This window comes from Capnocytophaga sp. H2931 (assembly GCF_002302535.1).
GTDB lineage: Bacteria > Bacteroidota > Bacteroidia > Flavobacteriales > Flavobacteriaceae > Capnocytophaga > Capnocytophaga canis.
Map to the genome: position 1 here is coordinate 2055201 of NZ_CP022381.1, position 16263 is coordinate 2071463.

General features: G+C 36.8%; 9 protein-coding genes. 8 read left to right on the forward strand and 1 reads right to left on the reverse strand.

The genetic code is table 11. The annotated features are described in order from the left end of the window. The first annotated feature begins 117 nt into the window (after positions 1 to 117). The 6 genes from CGC52_RS08735 (at position 118) to CGC52_RS08760 (ending at position 13870) form a co-directional block, all read left to right on the forward strand. Positions 118 to 10071, forward strand: a complete 9954-nt coding sequence (locus CGC52_RS08735) for a gliding motility-associated C-terminal domain-containing protein (RefSeq protein ID WP_095894126.1) — start codon at positions 118 to 120, stop codon at positions 10069 to 10071. 230 nt (positions 10072 to 10301) lie between these two features. Then, positions 10302 to 10883 carry a hypothetical protein gene (locus CGC52_RS08740; RefSeq protein ID WP_042345549.1) on the forward strand — a complete coding sequence of 194 codons (582 nt, stop codon included), beginning with the start codon at positions 10302 to 10304 and terminating at the stop codon, positions 10881 to 10883. Beyond that, the gene (locus CGC52_RS08745) at positions 10876 to 11157 is read left to right on the forward strand and encodes a transcriptional regulator (protein ID WP_095894127.1); all 282 of its coding nucleotides are present in this window, start codon (positions 10876 to 10878) and stop codon (positions 11155 to 11157) included. Before CGC52_RS08740 ends, CGC52_RS08745 begins: the two co-directional genes overlap by 8 nt. A gap of 17 nt (positions 11158 to 11174) precedes the next feature. Then, the gene (locus CGC52_RS08750) at positions 11175 to 11456 is read left to right on the forward strand and encodes a 2TM domain-containing protein (protein WP_095894128.1); all 282 of its coding nucleotides are present in this window, start codon (positions 11175 to 11177) and stop codon (positions 11454 to 11456) included. A gap of 55 nt (positions 11457 to 11511) precedes the next feature. Then, positions 11512 to 12264, forward strand: a complete 753-nt coding sequence (locus tag CGC52_RS08755) for a hypothetical protein (RefSeq protein WP_095894129.1) — start codon at positions 11512 to 11514, stop codon at positions 12262 to 12264. Positions 12265 to 12292: 28 nt separating this feature from the next. Continuing rightward, on the forward strand, positions 12293 to 13870 hold the full coding sequence (locus tag CGC52_RS08760) for a TonB-dependent siderophore receptor (protein ID WP_232751810.1): 1578 nt from the start codon (positions 12293 to 12295) through the stop codon (positions 13868 to 13870). Between the two features lie 3 nt (positions 13871 to 13873). On the opposite strand, the gene CGC52_RS08765 is transcribed toward CGC52_RS08760, so the two are convergent. After that, complete coding sequence (locus CGC52_RS08765; RefSeq protein WP_095893401.1) at positions 13874 to 14575, reverse strand: IS1 family transposase; 702 nt, start codon at positions 14573 to 14575, stop codon at positions 13874 to 13876. Between the two features lie 126 nt (positions 14576 to 14701). Here CGC52_RS08765 and CGC52_RS08770 point away from each other — a divergent pair, with 126 nt between their 5' ends. Together CGC52_RS08770 and CGC52_RS08775 are read left to right on the forward strand one after the other, a co-directional pair. Beyond that, positions 14702 to 15016 (forward strand): hypothetical protein, encoded by a 315-nt coding sequence (locus tag CGC52_RS08770; protein WP_095894130.1) that lies wholly within the window; start codon positions 14702 to 14704, stop codon positions 15014 to 15016. A gap of 127 nt (positions 15017 to 15143) precedes the next feature. Next, on the forward strand, positions 15144 to 16178 hold the full coding sequence (locus CGC52_RS08775; RefSeq protein WP_232751811.1) for a dienelactone hydrolase family protein: 1035 nt from the start codon (positions 15144 to 15146) through the stop codon (positions 16176 to 16178). Positions 16179 to 16263 lie beyond the last annotated feature (85 nt).

Genomic DNA, 16263 nt, shown 5'->3' on the forward strand with positions numbered 1-16263 from the left:
GGGTTAATAAAATGCAAAAGATGAGTGTATATATATCGTTTATGGAATAATTGTCGTAATTTTGTACCCATTTCACTACCCACATTTGGGGCTAAAAATAAACGTAACGTTTTACTTATGAAAAAACTAATTTTAAAATTATTTTTGTTGTTATTCGGTTTAGGGCAAGGAATGGCTCAAAGTTTAGGTACTCCAGTAACAACTTCAGGAGGGCAATCAATTGCCGAAAATGGTTTTAAGGCAGGTATCTTGACTGTGAGAGCAAATTTTTCGACATCTGCCTCAGAAGCACTTATTACTGTCACTTTCCCACAAGGAATGCACTACGATGGTAATTTAACTTTAGTCAGTGGATTGCCTGTACAGGAGTACAATATTTCCGATACACGGAGACCTGTATTTAAAATCACAGGTATCACAGGAGCTTCAGAGGCAACTTTTTCTATTGCCAAAAAAGTAACACCGCAAATTATGCAGTCTCTTAACTCAGGATTAAGGGATGAAATAACAATGAGCGTGGACGGGAATGCAGTTGCACCCGCACATACCGATCCTTACATATTGAAATATCCTGTGTTAGCAATAGAAGGGGAAAGTACTACAGCCCTTCCTACACATGAAAATGCATCTGGGACAAGCTCTCAGAAATTTAGAATTAAAAATACGGGAGATGGTATTGTGAAAGATATTTATTTCGCTGTGCAATATCCTGCTGGAATTACGGGTAATTCAATTTCTTACGAAGGAATGGATTTATCTCCAGTAGCAACTTTTACTCCTGCGGGTACGTCTATTTCTTTACAACTGTATAAGGTAAATGTACCTGCTGGTGTGGCTCGTAATGGCAGTATTCTTGTTACAGAAAATTATACAGTAACGGGTTGTGCTGCTAACCGTCAAAATAAGTATTTTGCTATGTGGGGTAGTTCTGAAAATCAAAATGATTTTTATCAAACGATTTCCAACTCACGTACCATTAACGTCGAATCGGGAACACCGAATATCACGATAATGAATAACGGAAATGAGACTTATTTTACATGGATAGATGGACTTGGAGGAAATGAAGTAGGACAATATAATGTGACATTTTTAAATAATGGTTCTGGAAATGCCACAGCTTATGATGTATTATTTAAATATCGAGAGTATTCGTGGATAGCATTTGACAAGCATCAAATTTCGGATTTACGAATTGTCGCTACTGATGGAACAGAGATTGGAATCCCTATTCCCACTACTCCTTTACCTTCTAAAAATGAAGCTAATAATCCTGCTTTTCGTACACGTGAAATTCCACTTCGTGATATATCAGAATTGAATGTAGCTTCTTTGGCAGGAAAAAATATTGGACTTTCGGATATCGATGGGGATGGTTATGCAGATGATTGGCCAAAAAATGCAAAGGTTACGCTTCGATTTAAACTTAAAAAAGTAGCTCCTGTTAATTGTTTGTTAAAACATGAATCTGGTCAGTTTTCTATAAACCCAATAGCATTATTTGATTATAAGGATGCTTGTGCACAAAGCATATCCTCTCCTGAAATAACAATGACTGCTGCAATGAGTAGGACTATGTTTGGAATTTTAGATTCTTCAAAATTGCCAGATGTTCTTTCTTTGAATCAACCACGTTCAGCGTATTTAATTTTTGGAAATCACTCTTATAGTAGTGCTGAGCGTGAGCAAGGAAAAAATTGGGGATATACGCCTGTAGGATACACGTATCAAGTTAAATTACCCCCCAATTTGTCAATGAAAAATGTGCGTTTGGTTAAAAAACCGCATTACTCTTACGATGATACAAATAGTACAGATCCTGCCATAAAGGTTGATTTACCAGATGTGGCGGCTGGAACAACGTTTTCTCATACGTTTACTTCTACTACGTGGGAAAAAGGATATATTGCTTTTGATTTGGAATTAGTAAGTTGTACTGGTGTTAATTCTGGAGAGATTGAATATACTATATATCATATAGATAGTTACGGAAAAACTTATCAGTACGCTATGGAGTTTGTTTGTAGTAAAAAACAGATAGCCTATGATTGTCCTGATACTGGCTGTAATAATGCACCTCGTATGGTAAGCACGAAAACTGAACGAGCTGAGAATTCCTATGGGTGGAAAGATTGGACAATGAATGAACGAATGCAACGTAGCGATTACACCAATGAGTTGGAGTTATCACGAGCCTTGTATTTAGATGATATTGAAGTTACTGCCGAAGGTGAAGCTCAAGGGAATTTTAATGATCTTTACTACCATTGGGAAGTGAAAAAAGGAACTCGTTTGGTGCCAAAAAGTTTGAAGTTTACCATCATGCGTGGAGGTGTTGAAATAGTAAATCAAACCTTACAGGCGAACAGTACATTCCCAATTAAGTCGACAGAAAATTGGAGTAGCGAAGATACTGGATTTTTATGGAATCTAACGCCTTACTTACCATCTGATAAGATGAGAAATGGTGACCAATTTAAAGTTGTAGCTACATATCAACTTACCAGTGGTGCAGGTTCTAAAAATACAGCTTATGATGTTCAATCATCTAACGAATCTTACTTTTATACGCACGCTACCAATAAAAAATATTGTGGTGTGAAACAAATACCAACATTTTATGTAGCAGGGACTTATGAGTTGTTGGGAACAAATTCCTATGAAATAAAAGGTTGTGTAGAAACTGCCATCGGAGCTAACCAAGTGTATATGGCACGTAGGTCAAATACAGCAGGAACTTATTTTTCTCAAGAGTTTCGCCCTGGCCGTTTGATAAAAGATATTAAGCTGACTTATCCCAGCTCTTATAAAATCGTTAAAATCGAATACGAGTTTAGACAAAAAGACGCTCACGTAGTTTCTGGTTACAAGGATATTACAAGTTATTTTTCATCAACCGACAATGGAACTAATAAGGTGTATACTTTTACCAACCCTACTGACAGAAATAATCCTCAACATCTTCACGCAGGTGAAATTTCCGTTGAGAATGATTATAATGCTACTTTAAAAGTTACGCTTCAAGCTTCGTGTGGTTCAAAAACTGATAATACTGAAAAAGCAAAAGCTGAGATTAATTACTACGATTATTATTACCATTATGCAGCAAATGGAGGAGAAAAAGTTGAAAATAAAAAATTGGAAGGAATCTTGCGTTATTCTGAAAAACCAGGTGTTGCATTAACTTCTGTAACTCCCCTTACACTTCGTGTAAACACCAAGCAACAAGAAGTAGAGGTAGAGTTAAACAATTCCAGTTTGACGGATGCTCCTTATACTTGGTTGTCAATTCCGGATATACAGGGAGTTAAAGTGTTAGAATTAATTGATTCCAATACTAATATACCAGTTCTCCGTCAAACGGGTATTTCTGGTGAGTCCATGTTCTTTTTGAGTCAAGCTGGTTTGGCTAAAGGGGCTAAGAAGAAGTATAAAATCAGATTTGAAATGACCAATTGTGCCGATACGTCTTTTGATGTATATGCAGGTTGGAATTGTTCCGAGTATCCTATAAGAGGGTATCAGCATACTTGTAATGAAAACAAGGTAACTTATACACTCAATGTGGTACAAAGTGTGATACAAATTACTCCCGAAAACACTAATCCAGGTGTGGGAGGTAATTCGAATACGATTGCAATGTGTTCAAAAACACCTTATAAATATATCATTAATAGTGCGGGGGAAGGAAACATTGAAAAACCTAAAGTGGTTATTGTTAAAGAAGCAGGGCTATTAATTTCGGATTTTGTGGTAACCTATCCGTATGGTTCTTCCAATAATTATACGTTGACACCTTCCGTAAGTGGTAATCTGATAACCTATGACCTTTCAGGAGTTGTAGCAGCAGGAAATATATTACCAGGAAGTATTGCTGAAGGTACTGAAAATAACCGACGTGTGGGAGTAGCCTTTAATGTTCAACCCGATTGCGATTTTGTTTCAGGTTCGTCTTTTGATGTAGACATGACTGGATTCAATATTTGTGGTAATGAAGTGGAGGGAGACAAAAATACAGTGATTACGGCAGGTATAACTGGTGTAGTTTCCAATCAATACAAGGTAGATAATGTTTTGAAAAAACTTAGCGGTAATGCTAACTACTGCGTTGGTTTGGCTCTTTCACCTCCTTCATTTGCTAAATTTGAAGGAAAACATGTTATTACAAGAGAGCCAGGAGCCACATCTTTTGTAGCAACCCAATCAGGTGGAGAGGTGATCGTACGTATCCCGAAAGGGTTTGAATACGTACCGGATACGTTTGTAGCAACAGGAAAAAATGTTGGAGCTACTTTTTCTGATCCTGTTTTAGCAACTACTCCTATTACCTCTGTTGGAGATGGAGAAACCGAGTTACATATTGCGATTCCTGCGGGTATGCAAGACACAAATTTCTTTACCTATACTATTGAAGTACGTCAAAAAGCGAATTTTGTAATTGAAAATTGTGCAGTAACTCAAAAGTTAAAGTATTATACAGTTGATAAAGTAAGTGGAATACCATGTGGAGTAATGAATTGCCCTTCAATAACTGTTGAAACTTCCCGTCAGCGTGGCGAAGTGGTTATTCCAATGGATCGAGCGGAACTTAGAATTAAGGACATTCAGTTTACTTCGTCCGTAGAAAGCAATAAAGAAAGAGTAAACATAACTTACAAGATAGAGAATACATCTAGCGTTGCTTATACAGGAAATTTAGTGGTAACCTTGTTTGATGATGTTGATAATAACGGAAATGTCACTGATGCTGAAAAGGTACAGGATTTTACGCTTACTAATTTGAGTGTTCCCGCAAACACAACTTCTGTACAGCAAACGCTTCAAATTTTATTACCACAGGATAAATTATGCCGTTTGCATTTGGCAATTAGAAGTTCGTCGAATCCTTGTTTATGTAATGAGGATTTGGAAAAAATCATCGAAGCACCTACTAAAATAACAGGTTTGGTGTCTGATTTCCAGGTTTGCGAAGGAGTAGGACAACAAATTGTTTATAACGTAGAGGCTCCTGATTATGAGGATTATAAGTGGGAAGCAGTAACGCCGGGAGCTTTGGCTTATTTATCAAGTGCTGTTGTGAAGAATCCAATTTTCACCTATTCAGGATCAAGTCTTTCGGCACCGCTTACCGTAACTTATACTCTAACTGTAAGACGAACCAACGGCTGTGAGGCTACACAAACCGTAACCGTAACAGTTAAGCCTTCTCCTGCCTTTACGGTAGCTACGCCACAAAATTTCTGTGATGCAGCCACTGTTTTGGATTTGAAAAAACGTATTAACGCTACAGCTTTCAATACTATTAAGGTTTATAGCGGAAATATGCTACTGAACGATGCTACGCCATTAACACACGCAACTACCTATCAGGCAACACAAACACAGGTGGGTCAATGCGAAAGTGTGAAAGCTAATGTGTTGGTAAATGTCTATGCCACACCGAGTGTTCCTGTAGTACAAGTGGCTAATGCTCAATGTGGAATAAATGTCACGACGGCTACAATCACTAACTACGATAGCAATTTTACTTATACTTTAACCCCGAACGATGCTACCCTAAGTGGGAATACCATTACAGGTATGGTACTCGGAACAAGTTATACGTTAGAAGTTAGAAATGGAACTTGTACAGTAGCCTCTACACCTTTCCAAGCTAAGGTAGCACTTGCTGTTCCGACACCTCCTGTGGTTACCAATCAAGTATTTTGTGCTTCTACGGATACAGTAACCTTTGTGGCAACTCCAACGGCAGGACATACGTTACGTTGGTATGATACGGCTACGTCATCTACTCAACTGGTGGCCACACCAACAGTTTCACGCAATGTAACGGCTAATACAGTTACCACTAAATACGTAAGCCAAGTAAATGCAGAGGGTTGTGAGAGTGGTAGAGTTGCAGTAACCATCACTATTGATGATACTCAAGCTCCTGTAATTGATAATTTAGCAGATTTGATGATTAGTTGTGAAGCACCGAATATAGACACTCAGGTAAGTAATTGGTTATCAAGTGTTAATGTAACTGATGCTTGTGGAGTGGTGGCTACTATCACAAACAATTACTCTGCAGTTAAGCCTATGGATTTGTGTAATGTAACAGGTAATACGATAACGGTAACCATCACAGCAACAGATACTTTTGGTAATACATCGACTAAAACGGCGTTTGTTAGATTAGTAACTATCGACGCTGTTGATGATGATTTTGGAGTTCAAACTGTAGGAACGACTACCAAGACAGTGTTTGAAAACGACAAATTGAATGGAGTAGTACCAACGAGTGCGACGGTAAGTGTAACCCCAAATAATTTACCAATTGGAGTAACACTTAATTCGGATGGTACGTTAATGATAGGAAATACAGCTTCATCGGGTACACATACGTTTACGTATACTATTTGTGATAAGGCAAATACAAGTATTTGCGATACAGCTACAGCGACTGTTACGATTAAGAATATCGACGCTGTTGATGATGATTTTGGAGTTCAAACTGTAGGAACGACCACCAAGACAGTGTTTGAAAATGACAAGTTGAATGGAGTATCACCAACGAGTGCTACGGTAAGTGTAACATCTACGAATTTACCAATTGGAGTAACACTTAATTCGGATGGTACGTTAACGATAGGAAATACGGCTTTATCGGGTACACATACGTTTACGTATACTATTTGTGATAAGGCAAATACAGGTATTTGCGATACAGCTACAGCGACTGTTACGATTAAGAAAGTAGTAGCTACGGATGATTCTTACTCAATCACGGATACCACGGTAACTCAAACTGTGGGTAACGTATTGGATAATGACAAGGTAGGGACGCAAACGGCTACGACTACTTTGGTAACTATCGGCAATATCCAAAATCCTACGGGTTCGAATGTACCTGCTTTGGATACAAATGGAAATATCACGATCCCTCAAGGAACTTTACCGAATATTTATACGATAACGTATGAGATATGCTTGTCAGGAGGTTCTACGGATTGTGATACTGCGGAAGTACAAGTTGTAGTTGGAACACCTACGTTAACAGTTGCTAATGATACCTATACGGCTACGACAATTGCTACTCCTAGGGTAGTGGGTAATGTGTTGAGCAATGACGCGATTAATGGTTATACCCCTGTATTGCCTTCGTTTGTGAATATAGGAGTTAAACAACCGGCGACCCCTATTGGAGCGGGAGTGACGCCTACTTTATCAACCATTACGGGAGATGTAGAAGTACCTGCCAATACCCCTGCAGGAGTTTATACGATAGTGTATGAATTATGTCCGAAAGGTATTGCTACGGGTTCAGCATCTTGCAAAACAGCTACGGTAACAGTAACAGTAACAGCACCTACGATAGTAGCGTTGCCGAACACCTATACGGCTACCACAACAGATACGACCCAAACGGTAGGTAACGTATTTGATAACGATAGTTTAGGAGGAGTATCAGTAAGCACGTCAACTGTAATTTTAACCCCAGGGGTGTTTACGCATTCTAATATTACTATGGGTACGGACGGAAACATAACGATTTCACCGAACACGCCATCAGGTACGTACACAGGTACTTATACGATTTGTGATAGAGTGAATACGAGCAACTGTACAAGCACTATGGTAACTATAGTAGTTACAGCTGTAACAACCCCTACAGTAGTCACTGCTACTGACGACCCAGTAACTGTAACGACTACAGAAAGTGGAACAGTGGTGAACGTGTTGGATAATGATAGGCTTGGTACAAAAACGCCGACAACATCTGATGTAACGATAACTGTAACGTCAACCCCAACAGGAGCAGTTGTACCGAACTTAGACCCTGTAACAGGAAATGTTACGGTACCATCAGGTACACCAACAGGAACGTATACGATAGGTTATAGAATCTGTACAAAATCAGGAACGATTACTTGTGCTACGGCTACTGTAGTAATAACAGTTACGGAGGTAGTAACACCAACAAATACGACTGTAGCGAAGGATGACTTTAGAACTACTTATGTAAATACTCAAGTTTCAGGAAGTGTAGCAGCGAACGATTTAGATCCTGAGGGAGATACGCAAGTATGGACAACACAAACAAATACATTAGGAGGACATAGCTTTGTGTTGAACGCAGACGGAACATATACGTTTACTCCTTCGACAGACTTTGTAGGAACGGTATCTTATACGTATGAAGTATGTGATAACGGAACACCGCAGGCATGTGCAACGGCGACGGTTTACATCTCAGTGAAGCAAGTAGCTACGCCTACCGCGACGTCAGATACGTTTACAGCAACGACCTCGACGAATACGCAGACAGTAGGTAACGTACTGAACAACGACCGAATCGGTACGAACACACCGACGACATCTGATGTAACGATAACGGTAACGAAAACTCCAACAGGAGCAATCGTGCCGATATTAGACCCATCGACAGGAGATGTAACCGTACCATCAGGAACACCATCAGGAACGTATGAAATTGGTTATAAGATCTGTACAAAAGTAGGTACAGTAACTTGTAGTACAGCCACAGTAACGATTACAGTTACAGAGGTAGTAACACCAACAGTGTTAATCGCTAATGACGACCCAGTAACTGTAACGACCACTCAAAGTGGAACTGTAATAAATGTCTTGGACAACGACCAAATCGGTACGAACACACCAACGACATCTGATGTAACAATAACGGTAACGAAAACTCCAACAGGAACAATCGTACCGATATTAGACCCATCGACAGGAAACGTAACCGTACCATCAGGAACGCCAACGGGAACATATACAATTGGTTATGAGATTTGTACAAAAGTAGGTACAGTAACTTGTAGTACAGCCACAGTAACGATTACAGTTACGGAGGTAGTAACACCAACAAATACGACCGTAGCGAAAGATGATATTAACAATACGTATGTTAATACACCGGTTTCAGGAAGTGTAGGAACGAACGATTTAGATCCTGAGGGAGATACGCAAGTATGGACAATACAAACAAATACAGTAGGAGGACATACCTTTGTGTTGAACGCAGACGGAAGATATACGTTTACTCCTTCGACAGACTTTGTAGGAACGGTATCTTATACGTATGAAGTATGTGATAACGGAACACCGCAGGCATGTGCAACGGCGACGGTTTACATCTCAGTGAAGCAAGTAGCTACGCCTACAGCGAACTCGGATACGTTTACAGCTACGACTTCGACCAACACGCAAACAGTAGGAAACGTGTTGGATAACGACAAGCTTGGTACAAAAACGCCAACAACATCTGATGTAACGATAACTGTAACGTCAACCCCAACAGGAGCAGTTGTACCGAACTTAGACCCTGTAACAGGAGATGTTACGATACCGTCAGGTACACCAACGGGAACGTATGTTATAGGCTATGAAATCTGTACGAAATCAGTAACGATTACATGCGATACTGCTACAGTAACGATAGTAGTTACAGAGGTAACAACTCCAACGACACCTGTAGTAGCGAAAGATGATGTTGAACAGACGGTAGTTGATACACCTGTTACGGTTAAAGTAGTATCTAATGATGAGCATGTACCTACGCAAGGAACTTTGACCATTGTTACGCAACCTAAAAACGGAACGGTTGTTATCAATGACAATGGAACGACTAATGATCCGTCGGATGATGAGGTTGTTTACACACCTAACCGAGGTTATGCAGGAGTAGACAGTTTCGAGTATGAGCTTTGCGATACGATGGGTAACTGTTCTATAGCTAAGGTAACGATAACGGTGTTGAATGATGTAATTCCTCACAATGGTATTTCTGTGAATGGAGATGGATTGAATGATTACTTTCATATTCAAGGTATAGAGAGATATCCTAATAATACGGTTCGTATTTACAATCGTTGGGGAGTTAAGGTATTTGAGACGAAGGGCTATGATAATGTTAATAGAGTATTCCGAGCGATTTCAAATGGACGAGTAACGATTGAAGCTCCTGAGAAATTGCCACAAGGTACATATTACTATATCATTGAATACACCGATAACAACAACAAGAAACATACGAAAGGAAGTTGGTTGTATATTAAGAAGTAACCACTGACAGAATAAGTGAAAGAGAGATTATCCTAAACGGGTAATCTCTCTTTTTTTAGTCAAGTCTTGGGTATAGCATAAAGGAACTATTTTTCTGAAAAATATTTTGTTTATAAAATAAACTTATTTATATTTGCATCATAAAAGTCAAGTAACTATTTTTTTGATAATTTTGTTTACAGAATAAACTAAATTTAAAAGTAGAATCATAAATCTAAAAAGAAATAAAAATGGAACATTTACAGCCCAATGACAGCTTAAAAATCATTCAAGAGATTATCAATCAGCGAAAACAAAAATACGAACAAAATGGATTTTTCTTCATCTTTTGGGGCATACTCATTATGTTAGCAGGAACTATACATTTCCTGATGTATCAATTTGATTTTCATTTCAGTAAATCGGGACTCGTGTGGCTTATTTTGATGCCTTTGGGATTTGTTTTTACCTTTGTTGCCAAAATGCGAGAAGGCATAAAAGCCGAAAAACAAGGCAAAAGCACCGACTGGATGGGCTGGCTTTGGCTCGTAGCGGGAATAGGTGCAATGGTGGGCGGATTTACACAATCTTCCAAGTGGATTATTGTACTGATATACCTACCTTTTGCAATGGCTTCTCTGGCAACGGCATTACAACTCAAAAATCGACTTTGGGTAAGCACCTCGCTGATTTCTTTTGCACTGGTGTACAGTACTTTGTTTATTAATTACGGGTATCACTCTATATTGATGACCGTGGTTTTAGCAGCACTTTTATTTTTAATTCCTGGCATTCAGTTATATTCCGATTATAAAAAAAGAAAAAATGTTTAAAGATTTAGATCCTCTTTTACATTCGCAGTTGCGGTTGGCAATAATGTCGCTTTTGGTTTCGGAAGAAAAAGCGGATTTCAACCGAGTGAAAGAAGTTACCCAAGCTACTTCGGGCAACATCAGTGTGCAAATTGGTAAACTCGAAAAAGCGGGATACATTACCGTAACTAAATCATTTAAAGATAATTATCCCAACACTGAACTCGCTCTTACTGCCAAGGGATTACAAGCCTTTGAAGAATATGTAGAGGCGTTAAAAGGTTATTTAAAATAATTTTAAAATTGAATATGATGAACACAACAGAACAAAACGCTTACAGAAAAGCAGAAAAACGAGTAAAGAAACTCAAAAAATTCTACTATCATTTGGCGACTTATGTCGTAGTCAATGCCTTCCTTGTCGGACTGAATCTCTATCAAAATCCCAATCATTTATGGTGTTTGTGGGTGATTTTCGGCTGGGGTATTGGGCTGGTTTCGCACGCTTTTAAAGTATTTGCCCCTAATATTTTCTTTGGAAAAAATTGGGAAGAACGCAAAATCAAAGAGTTGATGGAGAAAGAGAAAAAATAATATTTTTTTACAATTTTACTTTACAAAATAAACTAATTTATAAACAATAAATACAATGAACAGAAATTTTAAAAACATCGTTTTTGCTGTGGTTTGCTCATTTCTTGCAATCAATACACAAGCTCAAAGTACACAACAATCTGAAATTCAGACAATAGAAAATCAGTCTTCGCTCAATGGCATTCAACAACAAATAGAAACCGCTTTAGGCGAGGCTTTTACGACCAAAAATGGACTTCCGTTAGAAAATTTGGAAAAACAGCTTTCTGAAAATAAGGAAAATAGCCAATGGAATTTGTATTGGAAATCTTATTTGAATTTTTATCAAACCATTTTCTATTTGAAAACAGATAACAAAGAAAAAGCGAGTGAATACAATCAAAAAAGCATTGATATTCTGCAAGATAAGAAAAATAAAAACGCCGAAGAATATGCCCTATTAGCCAATAATTTGAGTTTATCGTTTGTTTTTATGAAAAATCAGATGGAAGCGATGCAGATTGATGCCAAAATTCGTGAAAATCTGCAAAAAGGCTTTCGTTTAGAAAAAGAAAATCCGCGTTTGTACTATGTGGAAGGCAATTATGACACCAATATTCCCAAGCAATACGGCGGAGGTAAAAAGGCAGAAACTTCACTTTTAAAAGCTATTTCACTCCCTGAACCGAACCAAAATTCCGAACATTTACCTACTTGGGGAAAAAGGGAAGCCTATCAAAGTCTTTTGAAATGGTACTCTTCTGAAAATCAGAAAGAAAAAGCTGACGAGTTGCAGAAAAAATTCCAATCAGAATTTCCTGAAAAATAAAACTTAAACAGATATTATTTATAACTTTATGAAAACACTACTCTTTATATTTAATTTACTTATTTTCAGTTTTGTACAAGCCCAACAAGACAGCCTCCAAATCAATCAATTGGAAGAGGTTATCATCGTGAAAAAAGACCCGATTTCCGAAAAATTTGCGGTAAAAAAACTCAATTCGTTGGATATTTATTTCAATCCTGCCTCCAATGCCGACCCACTCAAAGCCATAACCACACTTCCTGCTTCCACTAATACAGATGAGAGTGCTAACCCTTCGCTTAGAGGCGGAAGTCCCGACAGGTCAAGGGTTTATCTCAATGGTTCGCCTGTGTTAAATCCCGTGCGTTTCAGTCGGAATGATGGCTTGGGAAATTTTTCACTTTTCAATACTGAACTTATTGATAAACAATATGTTTATTTGAGTAATCCACCTTTGAATTTCGGTAATTCAAGTGCAGGATTGGTGGAAATAGAAACCAACACGCAGAAAATCAGCGAGTTTACGCAACTTTCTTTGGCTCTTTCCAATATTGGACTGATGCGAAATCAGAAACTCGGTAAAAACAATTTTACGCAAATTTACGCCAATTATCAGTTTAGCGATGCTATTATCGGGTTGAACAGAAAAAGTTTAGACCAACTGCAACATTTTTCCACTTTCGATTTGGGAGCAAACACACATCTAAAAATCAATAAAAACCTGTCTTTCAACACATTTAATTATTTTATTGATGAAAAATATTCGGTTTTGAATCGTTCTTTGAATTTTTCAGGTGATGTTGAAGCCTCCAAAAAACGCTTTTTTTCGGTGAATAATTTGGATTATTTTACGCAGAAAACGAAAATTCGTTGGGCTTCGATGGTGGATTTTTCCGATTCGGAATTCAAATTCGGAAATATTGATTCCAAAGTGAAAAATATTCAGTTTTTCAATGGTTTGAGCTTTAAAACTCAGTTTTCGAGAGCATTTAGTATGCAATATGGTGTAGATGCTTCGGTATTTCGCTATCATTACAATGAAATTTTACCGCAATTTTATTTCAGTTTAAAGCCTGAAAGTCCGACATTTACCAATGAAAAAACAACTGATTTTTTCTATATAGAACCTTATGTGTATGCCAATTATTCGCCTGACAATCAATGGAATTTTTCATCGGCTTTGCGAAAAAATATATTTCTTCATAAAAACACCGAAAGTTTTACAAGTTACCAATTTTCAGCTAATTACACGCCAAATAACGAGCATCGGTTGATTTTCAGTGCAGGAAAATACCACAGCTATACTACACCAAATTATATTATTCGCAATTTCAATACGCTGAGCAGTCATCAAATTGCTTTGGATTATTCTTTTGAAAATGAGAAATTTAACATTTCTACATCAGTATATTTCAAAGCAGATAAAGGCGATATTGTAACCAATCATTACGAGCAATTTGATAAAACACAAACCTTTGGAAGTGAGGCTTCTGTGGATTTTAAATTGAATCATCAATTTTCTTTTTCAATATCGAATACTTTTCTAAATCAGAAGTATGCTATTGGAAATCAAAAATATAACACCCCTTTAAACTTAAAATATTTGGTAGAGTTACACAAGGTATGATACTCAAATCCATCCAAAATTGATGTAGAAAAACACAATTTCAAAAGCTTTTATATGGTTTTCAAACTTTTTTGAAAAACAACAAGTTTTCCTCACCGCTCGGCGTATCCGATGTCTCAAAAGTGTGTTGTTTCCTTCAATATCAGTAGTGTATTTTTTACCTACTTTATGTGTATATTCTTGAAAAACAGACGCAAAAGCTTCCCAATTATCTGTACAAATCTCATCAAAACTAACACCCAATTTCTTCAATTTCTCACGAAGTTTTTGGGCTGTTTTTATGTTTCGTTTGCCCCATACCCACGCTACAATTTCCTTTGTTTCAGCAGAATAAGCATAAATCAACCACTTTTTGTTTTTCTTTTTTCCTACAAAAGTCCAAAGTTCATCAACTTGTAACGATTTGTATTTGTTTTGTTTGGGTTTGATTTCTCGATTGAAATTTACCAAAACCGAAAGTACTTTTTTGATGCTAACTTTTTCAATTTCAGCAATATCACGAATACCTACATTTCTTGCCAAAAGCAAGAGAATTTTCGCAGCAATATGCGAAGCCCAACCTTTGTAGGTCAGATTATGATCGCCGATAAATTGGCGTTTACAGGTTTTGCAAAGATAGTTTTGTTTTTTGTTCTTTTTATTCCCATTTTTGACTATCTTTGTGCTTTGACAATTGGGGCAATGGAGTGTAATTGTTATTAGCATTCAACAAAAATACAACTTTATTCCCTGATTGTCAAATTTTTATACCATCATACTTTTTAAAACACGACCAAATATTTTATCAAGTCGCAACTAATTTACAAAAATCCGAAATGGTTTACGGCTTCGTTGGTTTTTGCCACGCGTCCGGGAAATCGTTTTACTCCTGTGCAGTCGGCAGTTTTTAATCCACAAGCCAATGATTTTCAACCGATTTTCGGCGATTGGTATTCCGCTGAAATGCCTCATTATAAACGCTTGGATTTTTCAGCAAACAAACTCTTTTTTGTAGAAAAAATGGCGATTATTACCTTTGTTTCGGTTAATAATCTGTTGAATTTCAACAATTATGCTTCGGTGTATTACAATTCGGATTACACGAATTTGCATTACAACCACCTCCAAAAACGGATTTTTTATTTCGGAGCGATGGTAAGGTTTTAGAATTGGTATTTAATACAATTCATTTTTTGTTATTTCTAAAAAATTTAAATGATTTTTGTATTTTTGGAACGAAACAAAAAAATATCAAAACATTAAAAGCATTACAAACATAAATTACATTCAAAAAATGAGATTATTATTAATTATTTTAACATTAACACCACTTTTGGTGTTTAGTCAATATGAACCGAAAATAGATGAATATCAGCACAAAAGAATTCTTACAAAATCCGATACAATCCATTATCATATTTATTCAAAAGGTGAAATAGAGAAGAAAAGAAACATAATTATTTTTTTTCACGGCTCTGGAGCTAATCCTCTATTTATGCAAACAGTAAAACAGGATACAATCAAAATTAATGAAAATGGTGCTATAAATAATAAAATTCAGAGATTTACCTATCTGTACTCTTCTGTTCCTTTTGATTTGGACAAGATTCCCGATGAATATATTTTTGTAACAATCTCAAAAAAAGGTGTTCCGTTTTTTGCCGACAAAGAATCTTACAAGCCTAATAATATCTTTTATGAAAACGAATCTTTAGATTACAGAGTTTGGCAAGGAGAGAATGTAATTAATGAACTTACTAAAAAATGGATAAAAAATCCCGATAAAATCGTAATAATTGGACATTCGGAAGGTTCTGATGTAGTAGCTAAATTAGGACACAAAAACAAAAAAGTAACACACATTGGATATTGGGCGGGTGGTGCAAATACCCAATATTATGATTTTGCTTTATTCATTCAAAGAGAAGTTCAAAAAGGTAAATTAACACAAAATCAAGCAAATGACTCTTTGAATAATTTATTTACAACCATTAGAAATATAGAAAAGAATCCAAATAACACTAAAAAACAATGGTTGGAAAATTCGTATCGCAGATGGGCTCAGTTTGCTGAACCTCCAATACATAATTTATTAGAAATCAATAAACCTCTGTTCGTGGCTGTTGCAGGAAAAGATGAATCTGTCCCTATAGAAAGTAGTCTTTTAATTCCAATAGAATTTATCAGACATAGTAAAGATAACTTAACCTTTAAAATATATCCCGATTATAATCATTCTTTTGCGAGACCTCCCCAAAATGAAAATGAAGAGTGGAGTCGAGAATTTATGACCGTTTTTGACGATTTTATGAAATGGGTAAATCAATAACAGATTTACAATGAAATAAAAAATTTCTAAATCGTAAAAATACGAACAAGCATTAAATTGACTTAAAAGTAATTATCATCACATC